Source organism: Microbacterium sp. 1262 (assembly GCF_040544895.1).
In the GTDB taxonomy this organism is placed as follows: domain Bacteria; phylum Actinomycetota; class Actinomycetes; order Actinomycetales; family Microbacteriaceae; genus Microbacterium; species Microbacterium plantarum.
Window position 1 is genome coordinate 59863 of record NZ_JBEPKU010000001.1, and the last position, 19196, is coordinate 79058.

A 19196-nucleotide genomic window follows, 5' to 3' on the forward strand; every position below is an offset into this window, starting at 1 on the left:
ATGTCGATGGATGGTGCCGACCCGGGCGAGCACGAGCCCACCGCCGCGGACAGCGCGACGCCGAGCATCGCCGAGCAATGGCGCGACGACCTGCTGTCTTCGCTCGACGTCATCGAAGACCAGCCCCTGAGCGAGCGTGCCGCGTCGTACGCGGCGCTGCACGACGAGCTCGCGCGCCGCCTCGACTCCGGTCCGACCGGCGCCGCGTGAGCACCCGACTCGATGCGGCCGTCGCCGCCCGGGGTCTGGCGCGCTCACGCAGCCACGCCGCAACACTGATCGCTGAGGGACTCGTCTCCGTCGACGGGCGCACCGTCGTGAAGGCGTCACATCCGGTGGCCGACACCGCGACCCTCGTCGTCGCCGGCGCCGACCACTACGTCAGCCGCGCCGCCCACAAGCTGATCGCCGGACTCGATGCGTTCGATATAGCCGTCGCCTCGCGGAGCGCACTCGACATGGGCGCCTCGACCGGCGGCTTCACCCAGGTGCTCCGCGAGCGCGGCGCTCGGCCGGTCGTCGCCGTCGACGTCGGTCACGGTCAACTCGCGCCGAGCATCGCCGCGGACGACGACGTCATCGCGGTCGAGGGCTTCAACGTCCGCGACCTCTCGCCCGAGACGCTCGCCGGGCTCGTCGGCGCCCCGTTCGAGCCGCAGGTCATCACCGGCGACCTCTCCTTCATCTCCCTCGAGCACGTCCTGCCCGCCGTCGTCTCGGTCTGCTCACCGGGAACGGATGTCGTCCTGCTCGTGAAGCCGCAGTTCGAGGTCGGGCGGACCGCCGTCAAGGGCGGGCTGGTCACCGATCCGGCGCTGCGGGCGGATGCCGTGATGAGTGTGCTGTGGTCGGCGTGGGACGCCGGACTCGCCACCCACGGGGTGATCGCCTCGCCGCTAGTCGGCACCCACGGCAATCAGGAGTACGTCGTCCACCTGTGCATCCGCGCTGGTGAGGCGGGCAATCCGACACAATGGATACACACGGTGGACGAACTGGCGGGAGCCCGATGATCGATGCGATGCGCAACATCCTCGTCGTCGCCCACGCGCGCCGTCCCGACACCGTCGCCGCGGCGCAACGCGTCCTGAACGCGCTGTCCGACGCGGGGGCGCGTCCCGTGCTGGCGGCCGACGACCGCGCCGAGCTCGTCGAGGCGCTGGGCGAGCTTCCCGGTGTCGTGACGCTCGACCTCGACGTGAGCGTCGCCGAGCTCGAACTGGCGATCGTCCTGGGCGGCGACGGCACGATCCTGCGCGCCGTCGACCTCGTCCGGGGCGGCACCGCTCCCGTCCTGGGGATCAACATGGGCCACGTCGGGTTTCTCGCCGAGATCGAGGCCGACGACATGGACGATGCCGTCCGGCGGGTCATCGATCGCGACTACGACGTGGAGGAGCGCATGGCGCTCTCGGTGCGGGTCAAGGACGGCTCCGGCGACGTCGTCTACGAGACGTGGGCGCTGAACGAGGCGACCGTCGAGAAGGCCAGCCGCGAACGGATGCTCGAGGTCGTCCTCGAGGTCGACCGGCGTCCGCTCTCGGCCTTCGGCTGCGACGGAGTGGTGATCGCGACTCCGACCGGGTCGACGGCGTACAACTTCTCCGCCGGCGGTCCCGTGATTTGGCCGGACGTCGAGGCGGTCGCGGTGGTGCCGCTCTCCGCGCACGCGCTGTTCGCACGCCCGCTCGTGATCAGCCCGGAGGCATCCGTCGCGATCGAGGTCGGCGCGGGTACGAACGGCACCGGCATCCTCTGGGCCGACGGACGCCGCTCGCAGGAGCTGCCTCCCGGAGCACGCGTCGTCGTGCGCCGTTCGAAGACCCCGGTTCGCCTGGCCCGGCTGCATCCGGCCGCCTTCACCGACCGGCTCGTCCGGAAGTTCCGGTTGCCGGTGGTCGGGTGGCGTGGTCCCAGTCTCGAGCAGCGGGAGGGCGCCTCGTGATCGAAGAGATGCGCCTGCGCGGCCTCGGTGTCATCGCCGAGGCGACGCTGCCGATGGGTCCCGGGTTCACCGCGATCACGGGCGAGACGGGCGCGGGCAAGACGATGGTCGTCACCGGACTCGGGCTGCTGCTCGGCCAGCGGGCCGACTCGGGCGCCGTGCGTGCGGGCGCGCCGCAGGCATCGGTCGACGGCGTCTGGATCATCGACGAGGGCGGACCCGTCGCCGAACGCGTCCGCGAAGCCGGGGGAGACGTCGAGCCGATCGGCGGAGGCCGCTCCGAGCTGTATCTGGGACGCGTGCTGTCGAGCGAAGGTCGTAGTCGCGCCAGCGTGGGCGGGCGTCCCGCGCCGGCGGCCGTACTCGCCGAGCTCGCCGAACAGCTCATCGTCGTCCATGGGCAGTCCGACCAGCTGCGGCTGAAGTCGGCCACCGCCCAGCGCGACGCACTCGACCGCTTCGGCGGCCCCGAGATCACCACGGCGCGCGACCGCTACCGCGCGGCGTTCGACGCCTGGCGTGCCGTCGACGCAGAACTGACGCAGCTCGACGCCGATCGCGACGCGCGCCGCCGCGAGGCCGACGACCTGCGCGCGCGCATCGCCGACATCGAGGCCGTCGCCCCGCAGCCGGGGGAGGACGCGGCGCTCGCCGAGCGGGCCGAGAAGCTCGCCAACGTCGAAGAGCTGCGTGCCGCCGCTGCGACGGCGCACGACGCGCTCTCGAACGACGACGAGCTGCCCGACGCGGTGTCTCTGCTCGCCGAGGCCCGGCGCGCGATCGAGCGCTCGGCGGCGAGCGACACGGCCCTCGCCGCTTTCGTCGAGCCGCTGGCCGACCTCGGCTACCGCGCCGCCGACCTCGTGACAGGGCTGAGCGCGTACCTCGCCGATCTCGATGAGAGCGGGCCGCAGGAACTCGCGGCCGTCGAGGAGCGGCGCGCCGCGCTCGGCGGTCTGCTGCGCGTGCACGGCACCCTCGACGAAGCACTCGCGCTGCTCGAGAGCGGATCCGCACGGCTCATGGAGCTCGACGACGACGGCGACCGCATCGAGCGCCTGCGCGCTCAGCGCGACGAGCTCGCCGAGGCGCTGGATGCCGCCGCCGCCGAGCTGACCGCGGCCCGCACTGCCGCCGCGGAGCGACTCGGTGCCGCGGTCACGGCGGAGCTCCGCGAACTCGCCCTGCCCGACGCGCGCCTGGTCGTCACGGTCGAGCCCGGCACGCCATCGGTCTCGGGGCGCGACGACGTCACGATCCTGCTCGCGCCTCACCCCGGCGCCGAGCCCCGTCCGGTCGCCAAGGGCGCCTCGGGCGGTGAGCTCAGCCGGGTCATGCTCGCGATCGAGGTCGTGATCGCGGGAACCGACCCCGTGCCGACGTTCGTGTTCGACGAAGTGGATGCCGGAATCGGCGGCGCCGCGGCGATCGAGGTCGGGCGCCGGCTCGCCCGGCTCGCCGAGACGAGCCAGGTGATCGTCGTGACCCACCTCGCCCAGGTCGCCGCTTTCGCGACGAACCACCTGACCGTCGTGAAGTCGAACGACGGCTCGGTGACCGCGTCGAGCGTCCGGCGGCTGGAGGGCGGCGACCGCGAGGCCGAGATGGCGCGTCTGCTGTCGGGCCTGCCGGATTCGGGCGCCGCGATCGAGCACGCCCGAGAACTGCTGAACCTCTCGCGTTCCTGACTGATAGAATAGAAGCCCGTGACGGACACTCATCGCGCGGCCTCTTCCCAGAACACCACCAAGCAGATCTTCGTGACCGGTGGTGTGGTCTCTTCTCTCGGTAAGGGACTGACCGCCGCGAGTCTCGGCAACCTCCTCACCGCACGCGGTCTTCGCGTCGTGATGCAGAAGCTCGACCCGTATCTGAACGTCGACCCGGGCACGATGAACCCGTTCCAGCACGGTGAGGTCTTCGTGACCGATGACGGCGCCGAGACCGATCTCGACATCGGACACTACGAGCGGTTCCTCGACATCGAGCTGAGCCAGGCGGCGAACGTCACGACGGGCCAGATCTACTCGCAGGTCATCGCCAAGGAGCGCCGCGGCGAGTACCTCGGCGACACCGTCCAGGTCATCCCGCACATCACCGACGAGATCAAGCGCCGGATGCGGCTGCAGGCGACCGAGGAGCCCCGCCCCGACGTCATCATCACCGAGGTCGGCGGCACCGTCGGCGACATCGAGTCGCAGCCGTTCCTCGAAGCGGCCCGTCAGCTGCGCCACGAGCTCGGCCGCGACAACGTGTTCTTCGTGCACGTCTCGCTCGTGCCGTTCATGGGCGCCTCGGGCGAGCAGAAGACGAAGCCGACGCAGCACTCCGTCGCGGCCCTCCGCCAGGTCGGCATCCAGCCCGACGCCCTCGTGCTGCGCAGCGACCGCCCCGTCAGCGAGAGCAACCGCAACAAGATCGCGCTCATGTGCGATGTCGACGTCGAGGGCGTCGTGAACACCGTCGACCTGCCGAGCATCTACGACATCCCCTCGACCCTGAACGATCAGGGTCTCGACGCGTACATCACGCGCCGGCTCGGGCTGGCCGAGAAGGCCGACGACGTCGACTGGACGCGGTGGAGCAAGGTGCTCGACGCCGTCCACAACCCCAAGCACGAGGTCACGATCGGTCTCGTCGGCAAGTACATCGATCTTCCCGACGCGTACCTCTCGGTCACCGAGGCGCTGAAGGCCGGCGGCTTCGCGCAGGAGACCAAGGTCAACGTCACCTGGATCCCCTCCGATCTGTGCGAGACCCCCGAGGGCGCCGAGAAGGCGCTCGCGAGCGTCGACGGCATCGTCGTGCCCGGCGGCTTCGGCATCCGCGGCATCGAGGGCAAGCTCGGCGCGCTGAAGTTCGCGCGCGAGCAGGGCATCCCGACCCTCGGCATCTGCCTGGGGCTGCAGTGCATGGTGATCGAGTACGCCCGCAACATGGCGGGCCTCGCCGGTGCGTCGTCGAGCGAGTTCGACCCGGAGACCGAGTTCCCCGTCATCGCGACGATGGCCGAGCAGGTCGACATCATCGCCGGCGGCGACCTCGGCGGCACGATGCGCCTGGGCCTGTACGAGGCCGACCTCGCCGAGGGCTCGCTCGCGGCCGAGGTGTACGGGGCGACGAAGGCCTCCGAGCGCCACCGCCACCGCTACGAGGTGAACAACCGGTACCGCGACCAGATCGCCGAGGCCGGCCTGGTCTTCTCGGGCCTGTCACCCGACCGCAACCTCGTCGAGTACGTCGAGCTGCCGCGCGACGTGCACCCGTACTACATCGCGACGCAGGCCCACCCCGAGCTCCGGTCGCGTCCGACCGAGGCGAACCCGCTGTTCCGTGGGCTGGTCGCCGCCGCCCTCGACCGGCACCGCGCGAGCGAGCTGTTCGAGGTCGAGGATGCCTGAGCTGCGCGACGAGCCCGTCGAGCCCGAGGTCATCTCGAGCGAGCTGGTGTACTCGGGGCACGTCTGGGACGTGCGGAGCGAGACGGTGCGTTTCGGTGACGGGGAGATCACGCGCCAGTTCGTGGACCACCCCGGGGCGGCCGCGGTCGTCGCGATCGACGACGAAGAGCGCGTCGTGCTGATCCAGCAGTACCGGCATCCGATCCGTCATCGCGACTGGGAGATCCCCGCGGGGCTGCTCGACGTCGCCGGCGAGCCCCCGATCGAGACCGCGCGGCGGGAACTCGCCGAAGAGGTCGACCTGGTGGCGGCGTCGCTCGAGCCGCTCGTCAGCATCTTCACGACGCCCGGGGGCAACGACGAGGTCATCCACGTCTTCCTCGCGCGCGGCCTCAGTCCGGCGCCGAGCGCGTACGAGCGCGAGGACGAGGAAGCCGACATGCGCGTCGAGCGCGTACCGCTCACGGAGGTCGTCGACGGCGTGCTCGCGGGACGGTTCCGCAACGGCATCCTGGCGACGGGCGTGCTGGCGGCAGCCGAACGGCTGCGCCGGGGCTGACGGACGTGCGGCTCGACCGCGCCGTCGCGGCGTACCTGCGCCACATCTCGGTCGAGCGGGGGCTGTCGGCGCACACGGTCGCGGCCTACCGGCGCGATCTCGACGCGTACACCGCGTGGCTCGCCGAGCAGGGGATCGGTGACACGTCCGAGATCACGGCTGAGGTCGTGACCCGGTTCGCCGAGGAGGCGGCATCCGCCGACCCGCCGCCGGCGGCCACGTCGCTGGCGCGGCTGCAGTCGTCGCTGCGCGGGTGGCACCGCTTCCTCGCCCGTGAAGGCATCGTCGATGCCGATCCCACGCAGCGGCTGCGCCCGCCCAAGACGCCGCGGCGCCTGCCGAAAGCTCTGACGATCGACCAGGTCGAGAGTCTGCTCGACGCGGCGGGTCCCGCTCCGGGCGATGTCGCCGCGACCGACATCGCCGCGCTGCGGGATCGAGCGCTGCTCGAGCTGCTCTATGCGACGGGCGCGCGCGTGTCCGAGATCGTGCAGCTGGATGTCGACGACCTCGCCCTCGGCGACGTGCTGCGCGTTCGCGGTAAGGGCGCGAAGGAGCGGATCGTCCCGGTCGGCTCGTACGCGCGCGCTGCCGTCGAGGCCTATCTGGCGCGGGGCCGGCCGGAGCTCTCCCGGCGCGGACGCGCGACGCCCCGGCTCTTCCTCGGCGTCCGCGGTGCTCCGCTGTCGCGGCAGAGCGCGTGGCTGATCATCCAGCAGGCGGCCGAGCGCGCGGAACTGACGGCGCATGTGTCGCCGCACACCCTGCGGCATTCGTTCGCGACGCACCTGCTGCAGGGCGGGGCCGACGTCCGCGTCGTGCAGGAGCTGCTCGGGCACGCGTCGGTCGCCACCACCCAGATCTACACGCACGTCACGGTCGACGCGTTGCGGGAGATCTACGCCACGTCGCATCCTCGCGCGCGCTGAGACGGGGTACAAGCGGACGGCGTCGCAGCCCCGGCACGGCAGGATAGGGGCATGAGCAGCGGCGCACCCCGGGACGACGCCGGCGCCACCCCGTTCGGCACCGAGGCGCTCACGACCCCGCTCCCCGAGCCTGGCGAAGAGGGGCTCCGTGGCGAAGCGGGCCGGCGCGCCTCATGGCTGGTCGCCGTGCGAGCGGTGTTCGTCTCGGCGGTGCTGGTGCTCGGGGTGGGCGTGCTCGCGTTGCTCTTCGTCCTCTTCATCCAATCGATGGCAGGCGGCTCGGGCCTGTCGTGGTCGAACATCGTGATCGCGGCGGTGATGGTGCTGCCACTCGCGGTGAGTCGCTTCGGCGGGATGCGTCGCGCCCGGCAGGAGGCCGACGCCGCGTTGTACCGTCTGGAAGGGTTCGCGACCGCGAACCGGCTCGGTCTGCGCCACCGCGAGGACGACCCGCAGGAGAGTGCGACCGTCTTCGGCCTCGGCAAGCGCCGGATGGCGACCGCTGTCGTGACGGGGAGCGAGCCGCGCCCGTTCCGGTCGGCGGACTATTCGTTCGACACCTGGATCGGCCGCTATCGGATGCCGCACTCGCTGACGTATCTCCGCGTAGGCCTCGCCGCCGAGCTGCCGCGGGCGAGCCTGGTCGCGGTGCACGCGCCGGGCGCGCCCTCCTGGCGTCCGCCCCTCGGGCAGGAGCGGATCGAGATCGGTGGCGGGTTCGACGAGCACTTCGGCGTCTGGTGCGCGCCCGCCGACGGCGACCGTGTTCGCCGGATGCTCACGCCGTCCGTGCGCTCCGGCCTGGCGGCGGTCGCGCCCGACGTCGACGTCGAGACCGTCGGCCGACACGTGTACTTCCTCTCCCGTGGCGCGCTGGCGCGCTGGACCGCCCCGTTCTGGCGCTGGACCGAGGACCTGCTCGCGATCGCCGCGCGTATGGAGGATGCCGCGACCGCTCACCCGGAGCCGTCGCCGGGCGGCGCGCTGCGCAGCACCGACGCGGAACGGGCCGAGACGCGAGCGCTCCTGTTCACCCGGCCCGCGGTCGGTCGCCCCGTCGCCATCGGCTGCCTGCTGCCCCTCGTCTTCGGGGTCGTCGCAGGTCTCCTCACCGCCACCTGGCGCTGAAGCTCGGGCGGGGCTCGCGGCATCCGGTCGAACCCGGTTTTTCCCGGCACGGGGCGGCCGCGGGCGCGGTACCGGCGCCGCAGGATGACAGCATGCCCACCGCAGCATCCGCCGCCGTTTCGGAGAACAGGCGCGGCATCCGTCCCGGCCCCGCGCTCGCCGTCGTCTGGATCGTGGCGGGCGTCGCGGGCTGGATCGTGTCGTTCCTGCTCTACCACGAGTACGTCGGCCAGCTCACCGGTGCCGAAGCCCTCATCTCGTGCGACATCAGCCCGATCGTCACGTGCGGCCCCAACCTGCTGAGCCCCGGCGGGAACCTGCTCGGGTTCAGCAACTCGATCATCGGGATCGTGCTCTTCCCGGGCGCCATCTACGCGGGAGCCTCCGGGCTCGCGGCGCCGGGCGGGCTGCGTCCCTGGTACTGGCGGGTGTACGCGGGGTTCGTCGCGGCGGCGTTCGCGCTCGTCCATGTCTTCGCCTACCGCAGCGTGTTCGAGTACGGCTCGCTCTGCCCGTGGTGCATGGTCGTGTGGCTCGTGACGATCCCGCTGTTCTGGACGACTCTCGGCTGGACGCTGCGCGAGGGTGTCTGGGGCCGCGCGCCGCAGCGCGTCGGCGCGCTGCTGCTGGCGTGGACGCCCCTCGTCGTGGTCGTCGACTACCTGCTGATCGCCGTCGCCGCCCAGCTGCGGCTCGACGTGCTCGGGAGCCTATGACCCGGAGGCGTTGCGGCGATACGTTCGTCGGATCGGCGGTGCTGGTGTCGCCTCGGGCGTCGGCCCAGGCCACTTCTGCCCCGCGCGTCCGACGAACGTATCGGCTCACGCCGGGTGCCTGTGCGAGAATCGATCGCACGCTACGGAAAGCAGGAGTCTCGGTGACGGACAAGTCGCGGAAGGCCGGGAAGGCCCCCACGGAGGACACCCCGATCGGACCCACCGGTCGGCCATACCGAGGTTTCCCGACCCCGCCGAAGCTCGATGGTCACGGCCCGGCCCGCATCATCGCCCTCTGCAACCAGAAGGGCGGCGTCGGCAAGACCACGACGACGATCAACCTCGCCGCCGCGCTCGCCGAGTACGGTCGCAAGGTGCTCGCCGTCGACTTCGACCCGCAGGGGGCGCTGTCGGCGGGCCTCGGAATCGCGACGCACGACGTGCCGACGATCTACGACCTGCTGCTCGACACCAAGCGCGACCCTCACGAGGTCATCGTCGAGACGTCTGTGCCCGGGCTCGACGTCATCCCCGCGAACATCGACCTCTCGGCGGCCGAGGTGCACCTCGTCAACGAGGTCGCCCGCGAGACGATCCTGGCGCGCGTGCTGCGCGGGGTCTCGTCCGAGTACGACGTCATCCTCGTCGACTGCCAGCCCTCGCTCGGGCTGCTCACGGTCAACGCGCTGACGGCGAGCCACGGCGTGCTCATCCCGCTCGAGTGCGAGTTCTTCGCGCTGCGCGGCGTCGCGCTGCTGATCGAGACGATCGACAAGGTGCGCGACCGGCTGAACCCGTCCATCGAGCTCGACGGCGTCCTCGCCACGATGTACGACCCGCGCACCCTCCACTCGCGCGAGGTGCTCGAACGCGTCGTGGAGGCCTTCGGCGACGACGTACTCGAGACGGTCATCGGGCGCACCGTGAAGTTCCCCGATGCGTCGGTCGCGGGGGTCCCGATCATCACCTTCGCGCCGGAGCATCAGGCCGCGCAGGCCTACCTGCGTCTCGCGCGGGAGCTCGTCGCCCGTGGCGCCGTCGCCTGACGGGATCGTCGATGCGGCCGGGCCGGCCGAACCCGACGCGGGCGATCCGAACGGTCCGGGCTTCCGGGTCTCGCTGACGAACTTCGACGGCCCCTTCGACCTGCTGCTGAACCTCATCGGCAAGCACGAGCTCGACATCACCGAGGTGTCGCTCAGCAAGGTCACCGATGAGTTCATCGGCTACCTGCGCGGGCTCGAGCCCGCAGAGCTCGACGCCGCCTCGGAGTTCCTCGTCGTCGCCGCGACGCTGCTGGACATGAAGGTCGCCGGGCTCCTGCCGCAGGGCGAGCTCATCGACGCCGAGTCGGTGGCGCTGCTCGAAGCGCGCGACCTGCTGTTCGCCCGTCTGCTGCAGTACCGCGCGTTCAAGCAGGTCGCCGGCTGGTTCGCCGAGCGGGTCGTCGCCGAGGACCGTCGTCACACCCGGTCGGTTCGCCTCGACGAGAAGTACCGCGCGGCCGCGCCGGAGCTCGTGTGGACGCTGACCCCCGACGACTTCGCGGCACTGGCGATGCTCGCGTTCGCTCCGAAGGAGATCCCCGTCGTGGGGCTCGACCACCTGCACGCTCCGCTCGTGTCGATCCGCGAGCAGGCGGCCATCGTCGTGACGCTGCTGCGCGGCGCGGGTACCCTGAACTTCCGTGAACTCGTCGCCGGGGTCGCGCAGCCCGGCGTCGTCGTGGCCCGTTTCCTCGCCGTGCTCGAGCTCTACCGTCACGCGGCGCTGTCGTTCGAGCAGCTCGAGCCGCTCGGCGAGCTGACGCTGCGCTGGACCGCGGAGCGCTGGTCCGAGGAGAACCTCGCCACCCTGGGAGCCGACTATGACCGATGACCCGACACCGACCGTGGCCAACCCGATCGCGGACGTCGCGCGGCGGCTCGAGGCGGTTCTGCTGATCGTCGACGAGCCGCAGAGCCTCGTCTCCCTTGCCGCCGCCGTCGGGGCGCCCGTCGCAGCCGTGCGGCAGGCGGTCGCCGGGCTCGTCGCCGATTACGACGGCGAGACGGGCGGGCCGCGTCGCGGCTTCGAGCTGCGCGAAGTGGGCGGCGGGTGGCGGATGTACGTGCGAGCGGAGCACGACGCCCTCGTGAGCGAGTTCGTCAACACGCAGGCGCCGTCGCGGCTCTCGCAGGCAGCCCTCGAGACCCTCGCGGTCATCGCGTACAAGCAGCCGGTGTCGCGCAGTCAGGTGGCGTCGATCCGCGCCGTCAACGTCGATTCGGTCGTGCGCACCCTGCTCTCGCGCGGGTTGGTGACGGAAGTCGGTCACGACCCCGAGACCGGTGCCATCCTGTACGGCACGACCGACGCGCTGCTGGTCAACCTCGGCATCAACTCGCTCGACGAGCTGCCGCCCATTTCGCCGTTGCTCGACGACGGCGCCGACGGTTTCGAAGGAGAGGCGACGCGATGACGGATGCCGAAGGGGTACGCCTGCAGAAGGTCCTGGCCAATGCCGGGGTGGCGTCGCGCCGCGTGTGCGAGCAGCTGATCGTCGAGGGACGCGTCCGGGTCAACGGCGTCGTCGTGACCGAGCTCGGCAGCCGCATCGACCCGGCTGCCGACAGGGTCGACGTCGACGGCACGGCCGTGCAGCTCGACACGACGAAGCGCTACGTCATGCTCAACAAGCCGACGGGTGTCGTCAGCTCGATGAAGGACGAGAAGGGCCGCGCCGACCTGCGCCGGTTCACGAAGGACTGGGACGAGCGCCTGTACAACGTCGGCCGCCTGGATGCCGAGACCAGCGGTCTGCTCGTGCTCACGAACGACGGCGAGCTCGCCCACGTCCTGGCCCACCCCTCGTTCGGGGTGACGAAGGTGTACATCGCGAAGGTGCGCGGGCGCGTGACCCCGCAGACGATCGCACGGCTGACGAAAGGCGTCGAGCTCGACGACGGCCCGATCGCGGCCGACAAGGCGCGGCTGCTCGACACGTCGGGTGAGACGAGCCTCGTCGAGCTGACGCTCCACTCGGGCCGCAATCGCATCGTGCGGCGCATGATGGCCGAGGTCGGGCATCCGGTTCTCGAGCTCGTGCGGCGACAGTTCGGGCCGCTTCACCTGGGAACCCTCCCGGCGGGACGCGCCCGGGAGTTGACTACAGTGGAACGCGGTGCGCTGCTGACGCTCTCGCGCAGCGCCGACGGTGCCCCCGAGCACCCGACTTCTCCGGAGAACCCGTGACCGATTCCTCGCTCGATCCCGTGCGCCCCGGCCGTGCCGCGCGCACGGCCGGCACCGTGCGCATCGTCGGCGCGGGCCTGCTCGGCTCGAGCATCGGTCACGCCCTGCGTCTGCTCGGCGTCGACGTCGTCCTCGACGACGCTTCGCCCGCTCAGCTGCGGCTCGCCGTCGACTACGGCGCGGGCCGGCTCGCGGCCCCGGACGACCGCCCCGTCCTCATCGTGGTCGCGGTGCCGCCCGACGTCACGGCGGATGTGATCGAGCGCGAGCTGCGCGCCCACCCCGGCGTCGTCGTGACGGACGTCGCGAGCGTCAAGCTCGAGCCCTACCTCGAGCTGCGCAAGCGCGGGGTCGACCTCACCCACTACATCGGCTCGCACCCGCTCGCCGGCCGCGAGCGGGGCGGTGCGATCTCGGCGCGCGCGGACATCTTCGTCGGTCGCCCGTGGGTCGTGTGCCGTGACGATGAGACGCGCGCCTCCGATCTCGCGGTCGTCGAAGGGCTCGCGCTCGACCTCGGCGCGATGCCGCTCGAGATGACACCGCAGGAGCACGACGAAGCGGTTGCCCTCACCTCGCACGTCCCGCAGCTGGTGGCGAGCCTCCTCGCCGGACGCTTCGTCGCCGCTCCCGAGGGATCCCTGCGCCTGACCGGTCAGGGCGTGCGCGACACGACGCGCATCGCGGCATCCGCTCCCGAACTGTGGGTGCAGATCCTCGGCGCGAATGCGGCTCCCGTCGTCGCCGTGCTCGATGAGCTGGCGGGCGACCTGCGGGCGGTGGCCGACGCGCTGCGCGACCCGGCGGCTCCCGGTGCCCGCCGCGCGCTCGCCGACACCATCCGTCGTGGCAATGAGGGCGTCGAGCGCCTGCCCGGTAAGCACGGCCAGAACCGCCGGTTCGAGCAGATCGTCGTGCGCGTCGACGACACCGCGGGTCAGCTCGGGCGCCTGTTCGGCGACCTCGGCGAGCTCGGGGTGAACATCGAGGACCTCCGCCTCGAGCACTCCCCAGGCGCGCAGTTCGGGCTGGCCGAGCTGAGCGTCGTCCCCAGCGCCGTCCATGAAGCCGTCGCCGGGCTCGAGAAGCGCGGCTGGAAGATCGCGAGTGTTCCCCATGCCTGAATCGTCTCCGGTGCCTGAATCGTTCCCGGTGACCGTCGCGATCGACGGTCCCGCCGGCAGCGGCAAGTCGAGCGTGTCGAAGCAGGCCGCCCGCGTGCTCGGCTACGGCTTCCTCGACACCGGCGCCGCCTACCGTGCGCTGGCGTGGCGCGTGCTCGAGCGCGATGACGACACCGCCGACGCGGACGCCGTGGTGCGCGCCCTCGACGGTTTCGACTACGCGATCTCGCTCGACCCCGATGACCACTGGGTCCGCGTCGGCGACGTCTTCGTCACCGATGAGATCCGCGAGCCCCGCGTCTCGGCGGCCGTCAGCGGCGTCGCACGCGTGCCCGAAGTGCGCGAGCGCGTGAACGTCCTGTTCCGGGCGCTCGTCGCGGCATCCGGATCGGCCGGTGTCATCGTCGAGGGGCGGGACATCACCACCGTGGTCTTCCCCGATGCGCCCGTGCGCATCCTGCTGACCGCCAGCCCCGAGGTGCGCGCCGCGCGCCGCAGCGCCGAGCTCACGGGGGAGGATGCCGCGGCTGTCGCCGAGGCGCTCCACCGGCGTGACGCGTCGGACTCGAAGGTCGTCGACTTCCTCACCGCGGCGCCCGGCGTCGTGGTGGTCGACTCGACCGAATTGGACTTCGATCGGACCGTGGACGCCGTCATCGACGTCGTTCGCACCGCGACAGGAGAGAACTGATGGCTACGACCGAAGACGAGTACCAGGGCGGTCCCGACCAGCTCGAGGAGAAGCTCGCGAACCTCGACGAGGAGCTCGCCGACCAGCGGGCCGCCGCGCTGCGGGCGACCCTCGCCGACTACGAGCTCGATGATGAGGATGCCGACCTGCTCGCGGGCCTGACCGCGGGTGGCGAGGTCGTCGAGGTGCTCCCGGCGCTGCCGGTGGTCGCCATCGTCGGGCGTCCGAACGTCGGGAAGTCGGCGCTGGTCAACCGCATCCTGGGTCGGCGCGAAGCCGTCGTCGAGGACACCCCGGGTGTCACGCGTGACCGCGTCAGCTACAAGGCCGAGTGGATGGACCGCCGTTTCACCCTCGTCGACACCGGCGGGTGGGAGCCCGACGCCCGCGGCATCGACCGTTCGGTGGCCGCGCAGGCCGAGGTCGCGATCGACCTCGCGGATGTCGTGCTGTTCGTCGTCGACGCGATGGTCGGGGCCACCGCCACCGACGAGGCCGTCGTCCGTCTGCTGCGCAAGAGCGACAAGCCGGTCTTCCTCATCGCGAACAAGATCGATGACGCGCGCCAGGAGCCCGAGGCTGCGGCGCTGTGGAACCTCGGCTTGGGCGAGCCGCACCCCGTTTCGGCCATCCACGGGCGTGGAGTCGCGGATCTTCTCGACGAGATCATGAAGGTGCTCCCCGAGGTCTCGGCCGTCGCGAAGAACGAGCTGGGCGGACCCCGTCGCGTCGCGATCCTGGGGCGCCCGAACGTCGGCAAGTCGTCGCTGCTCAACAAGGCCGCGGGCGAGGAGCGCGTCGTCGTGAACGACCTCGCGGGCACGACCCGCGACCCCGTCGACGAGGTCGTCGAACTCGGCGGCAAGCTGTGGCGACTCGTCGACACGGCCGGCATCCGTCGACGGGTGCACCTGCAGCAGGGTGCGGACTTCTACGCGTCGCTGCGCACGTCAGCGGCCCTCGAGAAGGCCGAGGTCGCCGTCGTCGTGCTCGACGTGACCGAGTCGATCAGCGTGCAGGACCTCAACATCATCGACCTCGTGCTCGAGTCCGGTCGAGCGCTCGTGCTCGCGTTCAACAAGTGGGACCGCCTCAACGACGCCGACATGGACAACGCCGACCGTCGCCGCTACCTCGAGCGCGAGATCGAGCAGGACCTCGCGCACGTCACGTGGGCGCCGCGCGTCAACCTCTCGGCCCGTACCGGTCGTCACCTCGACAAGCTGGTTCCCGCTCTCGAGACCGCGCTGCAGTCGTGGGACCAGCGCATCCCGACGGGCAAGTTCAACGCGTTCCTCGCCGAGCTCGTCGCGGAGCACCCGCACCCGCTGCGCGGCGGCAAGCAGCCCCGCATCCTGTTCGGGACCCAGGCGTCGACGCGTCCGCCGACATTCGTGCTGTTCACGACCGGGTTCCTCGACCCGGGCTACCGCCGGTTCATCCAGCGACGGCTGCGCGAGATCTTCGGCTTCGAGGGCACGCCGATCGTGACGAACATGCGGGTGCGGGAGAAGCGCCAGCGCTGACGTCCGGCGCAGCACCCCGCGGCCGCTCGTGCTCAGAACGGTGGAGCCCCCGGGCCGGGTGGATCCGTGGTCGTGGTGGCGACCGTGGAGGCGACGAGCGGTGGTGGTGCGTCTTCGCGGTAGATCCGCCCGGTGGGTGAGGGCCAGATCAGCCTTCCGCCCGCGAGTTGTCGTACTCGCCATCGGGTGTGGTGTTTGACGTCGTGATGGCGTTTGCAGAGGTTGGCGAGGTTGCAGACATGTGTCGCCCCGCCGTCGGATGCGGCGATCGTGTGGTCGAGTTCGCACCGGATGGCGGGCTGCCGGGCATCCGGGGAACCGGCAGTGCCGGTCCCGTGCCCGCAGCAGCCGCACCATCGCCGCCGTGGGCCGGTAGGTGTCGCATTCGAGCACGGTTCCCGTGACCGGGTGGGTCAGCAACCGATCCCACGAGGTTGCGTTGCCCGCGAGTTCGCGTGCAGTGGCGGCGTCGATGGGCGAGCGCCCGGCCAGGTCAGCGGGCCCGTCGTCCTGACCCATCAGCGTGAGTGCGGACACGGCGACCTGCACGTGTGCCCGGATCGCCCCGAGCGTTCCCTTCCCGTCACCGGTGCCAGTCGGGTCGAGGGCCGGCGCCCCCGCGAGGAGGAGGTCGGAGAACACGTCGGCGCGGACCTGGTCGATCGATCGCGCATCGTCGATGAACGACGACCCGTCGCGAATCGTCGTGTCGGCATCGGGTGAGCCGCCGTTCGCGTCGGCTCGAGTGTCAGGCGTGCCAGGCGCATCAACCTGCGCCCGCGCGTTGATGATCTCCCGGGCCTGCCGCGTCAGCCGGTCAACAATCCCATCCGCGATCACCGTCGGCAGCGTCGCGATCAGGTCCGACATCCCATCGGCCCCGGCCTGCACCCGCACGCACCGTCCCGCCGCGGCCTCCTCGTGCCGTTCGGTGAACGTCCGCGGGTGCATCCGCTCGGCGATCATCCGCAGCGCCTCGCGCACCCGGTTGGGCGTCTCGCCCTCGCACCGCTCAACCGCGACGCGTTCGAACTCCGCCCGATCCGCCACGGGCACGAGGCATCCGACCTCCTGGATCACCCGCACATGCCCGCGGACGATGCGCCCGTCCTCCCACGCGGCCATCGTCACCGGGTAGTTCTCAACCAGGTCCCGCGCTTCGTCGATCCGCCGCTGCAGCGTCCGGTCGGTCGCGACGAACACCCCGGCGAGTTCAGCCGCGATGCCCCGCAGCGCCATCTCGCGCGCCTTGACCTTCTCCGATGCCCCGGCCGCCTGTTTCTCCGCGAGCACCCCGGCCGCGGCGAGCACCCGAACCTCACGCACCTGACCAGCCCGAACGACGTCCGCCGCCCCCTCCGCATCCGCGACCAGCTGAGCGAGGGCATCGACATCACCGTCGCTACCCATCCCGCCGCCGAGCCCATCATGCGAATGCATGTTCGAATCTTGTCACGGACCTCCGACATCGCGCCTCGACTATCCACAGGCAGCGCCGTGCTGATCGCTGCCGGAGCGCGTCCACCGGTTTCTGCTGCCTAGCGCTTGGCGGGTGACGCGCGACGCACCATCGCGGTCTCGTCGGGGGTCTCGAAGCCGAATTCGGCGTAGAGGCTGTGCGCGTCGCGCGTGAACAGCGTCCAGCGGAAGTCGTGCCCGGGGCCCTCGTCGATCATGCGCCGGAGGATACGGTGCGCGACGCCCGCGCCCTGGTGCTCGGCGACGACGAAGACATCGGCGAGATAGGCGAAGCTCGCGCCATCGGATGCCGCGCGGGCGAAGCCGATCTGTTCTCCGGTGTCGGCGCGATAGGCCCCGACGACCCGCCAGGCCGCGTCGAGCTGCGCCTCGAGCACGGAGCGCTCGCGCCAGCGGCCCCAGTAGGCCTCGGACGAGAGCCAGCGCCATACGACGTCGCGCTGGATGCGGGCGGGTGAGTCATCGATCTCGTACTCCACGTCCCCATTGTGCGCCGCAGCACCGGGGAGACCCGGCTGGTAACACGATGCCAATCACGGGCCCGCGGACCGCGGCTGTGTCAGGCTGTGAGGATGACCGACGATCCCGCCGCCGCCCCGCGCCCGCCGCACGGCCCGCGCGATCCCGGCGACGCGTGGGTCGTGGCGCCGTCGGGCGAGCGGTACTGGGGGCGCTTCGGTGCCGCGGGCCTGCTGGCCATCGATCCGGAGCGGGGCGTGCTGCTGCAGCATCGGGTGTCGTGGAGCCACTTCGGCGACACCTGGGGTCTTCCCGGCGGCGCGCGTCACGCGGGGGAGTCCGCGCGCGACGGAGCATTGCGCGAGTCGGCGGAGGAAGCCGGCGTTCCCGCGGACGCCGTTGCGCCGCGGTTCCTGTCCGTGCTGGATGTCGGGGTGTGGACCTACGGCACCCTCGTGGCCGACGTCACGACGCCCTTCCACCCGGTCATCAGCGATCCCGAGAGTCGCGAGCTCGCGTGGGTTCCCATCGATGAGGTCGAGTCCTTCCCGCTGCATCCCGGGTTCGCGGCATCCTGGCCCCGGCTGCGCGGCCTGCTCTCGCTACGCCCGACCGTCATCGTCGACGTCGCGAACGTGGTCGGTTCGGTCCCCGACGGCTGGTGGCGCGATCGGGCCGGTGCCGCCGAGCGGCTGCTCGCCCAGGTGGCGGCGTTGGCCGAGCGGGGGATGGATGCCGCGGACCTGGAGCTCCCCGAAGACATCTGGTTCCCGCGCGTGGTCGCCGTCGTCGAGGGGCAGGCGCGCGACGTCACCGCCCCCGCGGGGGTCGAGCTCGCTCGCGCACCGGCCGCCGGTGACGATGCGATCGTCGACGCGACCACCGCCGCCGTGGCCGCGGGTGAGCGGGTCAGCGTCGTGACGTCGGATCGCGAGCTGCGCGCTCGCGTCGAGGCGGTGGGGGCCCGGGCGGTCTCGACGTCGTGGCTCCGCGACCGGCTGTGACCACCGGCCGCGCAGCCCGGCGCTGGGGCGCGGCCGCGCTGGCCGTCGCTGTCGTCGCGGCAGGGCTCGTGGTCCACGGCATCCTGCCCGACACCGCCGCGACCGACATCGCCGGTGACGCGCTCTACGCCGTGTTGATCTACGCTCTCGTCGTCGCCGTCGCACCCCGTGCCGCAACCGTCGTCGTCGCGGCGGTCGCCGGCATCTGGTGCATCGCCGTCGAGCTGTTGCAGCTGAGCGATCTGCCCGCGCGGGCGGCCACCGTCTTCCCGCCGGCGGTCCTGGTGCTCGGGACGGTGTTCGACGCGCGCGACCTGCTCGTCTACGTCGTGACGATCGTCATCACCGGGGCGCTGGATGCTGTGTGGCGCCGCCGGCGAGCACCGTCGTCGCCCCCGCGATGATCAGGTCGAGCGCCGCGGTGAAGCCGTCATCGTCGCCGGCGGCGATGCGCGCGGGCGATGCAGCGACGTCACCCGAGGCCGCGCCCCACGCGTCGGCGCTGCGGCGCTGCTGCTGGTGGAAGGTGAAACCGACGACGAAATGGGTGACGGTGTCGGCGATCGTCTCGGCGAGAGAAGCCGACTCGCCGCGCTCGAGTGCGACCGCCCGGAGCCGCGCGTGCGCGGGTGGCTCGACGAGCCCGAGCGCGAGCGAGCTGGAGACGACCTCGGCCCCGTCGCGGTAGGCGAGCAGGCTGTCGTGCAGGCGAACGGCGACGTCTCGGGCGGCGGCGTCGAGGCTCGTGCCGGCCTCGTCATCGGCGCTGACCGGACGGAGGATGCGCGCGCTCACGGCCGCGAGCAGCTGCTGCTTGTTCTCGACGTGCCAGTACAAGGCACTCGGCTGCACGCCGAGATGCTCGGCGAGGCGCCGCATCGACAGATCGGGCAGGCCGACCCGGTCGAGCAGCTCGAGGGCGGCGTCGACCACGTCGTCCCTCGAGCGTCGGGGCGCGCGACCTCCGCGGTTTGAATCGTCGGCGATCATGGCGCTACTCT

General features: G+C 71.5%; 20 protein-coding genes and 1 pseudogene. 18 read left to right on the forward strand and 3 right to left on the reverse strand.

The features are described 5' to 3' along the window. The 16 genes from ABIC53_RS00280 (at window position 1) to der (ending at window position 15253) form a co-directional block, all read left to right on the forward strand. On the forward strand, window positions 1-210 hold the full coding sequence (locus tag ABIC53_RS00280) for a hypothetical protein (protein WP_112617530.1): 210 nt from the start codon (window positions 1-3) through the stop codon (window positions 208-210). Next, a complete protein-coding gene (locus tag ABIC53_RS00285; protein ID WP_274179020.1) occupies window positions 207-1013 on the forward strand; it encodes a TlyA family RNA methyltransferase in 807 nt (268 codons plus the stop codon). The genes ABIC53_RS00280 and ABIC53_RS00285 overlap by 4 nt, the downstream gene beginning before the upstream one ends. Window positions 1014-1021: 8 nt before the next feature. Continuing rightward, window positions 1022-1945 carry an NAD kinase gene (locus tag ABIC53_RS00290; RefSeq protein WP_439117198.1) on the forward strand — a complete coding sequence of 308 codons (924 nt, stop codon included), beginning with the start codon at window positions 1022-1024 and terminating at the stop codon, window positions 1943-1945. Further along, entirely contained in the window at window positions 1942-3633 is a 1692-nt protein-coding gene (recN, locus tag ABIC53_RS00295; protein WP_274179018.1) for a DNA repair protein RecN, read from the forward strand. Before ABIC53_RS00290 ends, recN begins: the two co-directional genes overlap by 4 nt. An 18-nt stretch (window positions 3634-3651) precedes the next feature. Beyond that, window positions 3652-5346 carry a CTP synthase gene (gene pyrG, locus ABIC53_RS00300; RefSeq protein ID WP_094262415.1) on the forward strand — a complete coding sequence of 565 codons (1695 nt, stop codon included), beginning with the start codon at window positions 3652-3654 and terminating at the stop codon, window positions 5344-5346. Further along, window positions 5339-5905, forward strand: coding sequence for an NUDIX domain-containing protein (locus ABIC53_RS00305; protein ID WP_112617526.1), 567 nt, complete (start codon window positions 5339-5341; stop codon window positions 5903-5905). The genes pyrG and ABIC53_RS00305 overlap by 8 nt, the downstream gene beginning before the upstream one ends. A gap of 5 nt (window positions 5906-5910) precedes the next feature. Next, a complete protein-coding gene (gene xerD / locus ABIC53_RS00310) occupies window positions 5911-6834 on the forward strand; it encodes a site-specific tyrosine recombinase XerD (protein WP_274179017.1) in 924 nt (307 codons plus the stop codon). A 51-nt stretch (window positions 6835-6885) separates the two neighbouring features. Further along, a complete protein-coding gene (locus tag ABIC53_RS00315; RefSeq protein ID WP_274179016.1) occupies window positions 6886-7962 on the forward strand; it encodes a DUF2207 domain-containing protein in 1077 nt (358 codons plus the stop codon). Window positions 7963-8054: 92 nt separating this feature from the next. Next, window positions 8055-8678 (forward strand): vitamin K epoxide reductase family protein, encoded by a 624-nt coding sequence (locus ABIC53_RS00320; protein WP_274179015.1) that lies wholly within the window; start codon window positions 8055-8057, stop codon window positions 8676-8678. A 161-nt stretch (window positions 8679-8839) separates the two neighbouring features. Beyond that, the gene (locus ABIC53_RS00325; protein WP_094262410.1) at window positions 8840-9724 is read left to right on the forward strand and encodes a ParA family protein; all 885 of its coding nucleotides are present in this window, start codon (window positions 8840-8842) and stop codon (window positions 9722-9724) included. After that, window positions 9708-10556 (forward strand): segregation and condensation protein A, encoded by an 849-nt coding sequence (locus tag ABIC53_RS00330; protein ID WP_269268015.1) that lies wholly within the window; start codon window positions 9708-9710, stop codon window positions 10554-10556. The genes ABIC53_RS00325 and ABIC53_RS00330 overlap by 17 nt, the downstream gene beginning before the upstream one ends. Continuing rightward, window positions 10546-11139, forward strand: a complete 594-nt coding sequence (scpB, locus tag ABIC53_RS00335) for an SMC-Scp complex subunit ScpB (RefSeq protein WP_112617521.1) — start codon at window positions 10546-10548, stop codon at window positions 11137-11139. Before ABIC53_RS00330 ends, scpB begins: the two co-directional genes overlap by 11 nt. Beyond that, window positions 11136-11912 (forward strand): pseudouridine synthase, encoded by a 777-nt coding sequence (locus tag ABIC53_RS00340; RefSeq protein WP_274179014.1) that lies wholly within the window; start codon window positions 11136-11138, stop codon window positions 11910-11912. The genes scpB and ABIC53_RS00340 overlap by 4 nt, the downstream gene beginning before the upstream one ends. Then, complete coding sequence (locus ABIC53_RS00345) at window positions 11909-13036, forward strand: prephenate dehydrogenase (RefSeq protein WP_274179013.1); 1128 nt, start codon at window positions 11909-11911, stop codon at window positions 13034-13036. The genes ABIC53_RS00340 and ABIC53_RS00345 overlap by 4 nt, the downstream gene beginning before the upstream one ends. After that, window positions 13029-13727 (forward strand): (d)CMP kinase, encoded by a 699-nt coding sequence (gene cmk / locus ABIC53_RS00350; RefSeq protein ID WP_274179012.1) that lies wholly within the window; start codon window positions 13029-13031, stop codon window positions 13725-13727. The genes ABIC53_RS00345 and cmk overlap by 8 nt, the downstream gene beginning before the upstream one ends. Then, the gene (gene der / locus ABIC53_RS00355) at window positions 13727-15253 is read left to right on the forward strand and encodes a ribosome biogenesis GTPase Der (RefSeq protein ID WP_112617517.1); all 1527 of its coding nucleotides are present in this window, start codon (window positions 13727-13729) and stop codon (window positions 15251-15253) included. The genes cmk and der overlap by 1 nt, the downstream gene beginning before the upstream one ends. Before the next feature lie 32 nt (window positions 15254-15285). Here der and ABIC53_RS00360 read toward each other — a convergent pair. Both ABIC53_RS00360 and ABIC53_RS00365 read right to left on the reverse strand, forming a co-directional pair. Further along, window positions 15286-16663 (reverse strand): annotated as a pseudogene (locus ABIC53_RS00360) (HNH endonuclease signature motif containing protein). A 128-nt stretch (window positions 16664-16791) separates the two neighbouring features. Continuing rightward, window positions 16792-17211: a GNAT family N-acetyltransferase gene (locus ABIC53_RS00365; RefSeq protein WP_112617516.1), complete on the reverse strand. Its 420-nt coding sequence runs from the start codon at window positions 17209-17211 to the stop codon at window positions 16792-16794. Between the two features lie 93 nt (window positions 17212-17304). Here ABIC53_RS00365 and ABIC53_RS00370 point away from each other — a divergent pair, with 93 nt between their 5' ends. Next, window positions 17305-18195: an NUDIX domain-containing protein gene (locus tag ABIC53_RS00370; RefSeq protein WP_354449944.1), complete on the forward strand. Its 891-nt coding sequence runs from the start codon at window positions 17305-17307 to the stop codon at window positions 18193-18195. Next, on the forward strand, window positions 18192-18599 hold the full coding sequence (locus tag ABIC53_RS00375; protein WP_274179009.1) for a DUF2809 domain-containing protein: 408 nt from the start codon (window positions 18192-18194) through the stop codon (window positions 18597-18599). Before ABIC53_RS00370 ends, ABIC53_RS00375 begins: the two co-directional genes overlap by 4 nt. On the opposite strand, the gene ABIC53_RS00380 is transcribed toward ABIC53_RS00375, so the two are convergent. Then, entirely contained in the window at window positions 18538-19185 is a 648-nt protein-coding gene (locus tag ABIC53_RS00380) for a TetR family transcriptional regulator (protein ID WP_354449945.1), read from the reverse strand. The genes ABIC53_RS00375 and ABIC53_RS00380 overlap by 62 nt on opposite strands. Between the last annotated feature and the right edge of the window lie 11 nt (window positions 19186-19196).

What these genes read in the sequence shown, in the direction of transcription:
- ABIC53_RS00280 (WP_112617530.1), top strand. Translation starts at nt 1, where the DNA reads ATGTCGATGGATGGTGCCGACCCGGGCGAGCACGAGCCCACCGCCGCG.
- ABIC53_RS00290 (WP_439117198.1), top strand. Translation starts at nt 1,022, where the DNA reads ATGCGCAACATCCTCGTCGTCGCCCACGCGCGCCGTCCCGACACCGTC.
- ABIC53_RS00305 (WP_112617526.1), top strand. Translation starts at nt 5,339, where the DNA reads ATGCCTGAGCTGCGCGACGAGCCCGTCGAGCCCGAGGTCATCTCGAGC.
- ABIC53_RS00315 (WP_274179016.1), top strand. Translation starts at nt 6,886, where the DNA reads ATGAGCAGCGGCGCACCCCGGGACGACGCCGGCGCCACCCCGTTCGGC.
- ABIC53_RS00320 (WP_274179015.1), top strand. Translation starts at nt 8,055, where the DNA reads ATGCCCACCGCAGCATCCGCCGCCGTTTCGGAGAACAGGCGCGGCATC.
- scpB (WP_112617521.1), top strand. Translation starts at nt 10,546, where the DNA reads ATGACCGATGACCCGACACCGACCGTGGCCAACCCGATCGCGGACGTC.
- ABIC53_RS00340 (WP_274179014.1), top strand. Translation starts at nt 11,136, where the DNA reads ATGACGGATGCCGAAGGGGTACGCCTGCAGAAGGTCCTGGCCAATGCC.
- cmk (WP_274179012.1), top strand. Translation starts at nt 13,029, where the DNA reads ATGCCTGAATCGTCTCCGGTGCCTGAATCGTTCCCGGTGACCGTCGCG.
- der (WP_112617517.1), top strand. Translation starts at nt 13,727, where the DNA reads ATGGCTACGACCGAAGACGAGTACCAGGGCGGTCCCGACCAGCTCGAG.
- ABIC53_RS00370 (WP_354449944.1), top strand. Translation starts at nt 17,305, where the DNA reads ATGACCGACGATCCCGCCGCCGCCCCGCGCCCGCCGCACGGCCCGCGC.
- ABIC53_RS00380 (WP_354449945.1), bottom strand. Translation starts at nt 19,185, where the DNA reads ATGATCGCCGACGATTCAAACCGCGGAGGTCGCGCGCCCCGACGCTCG.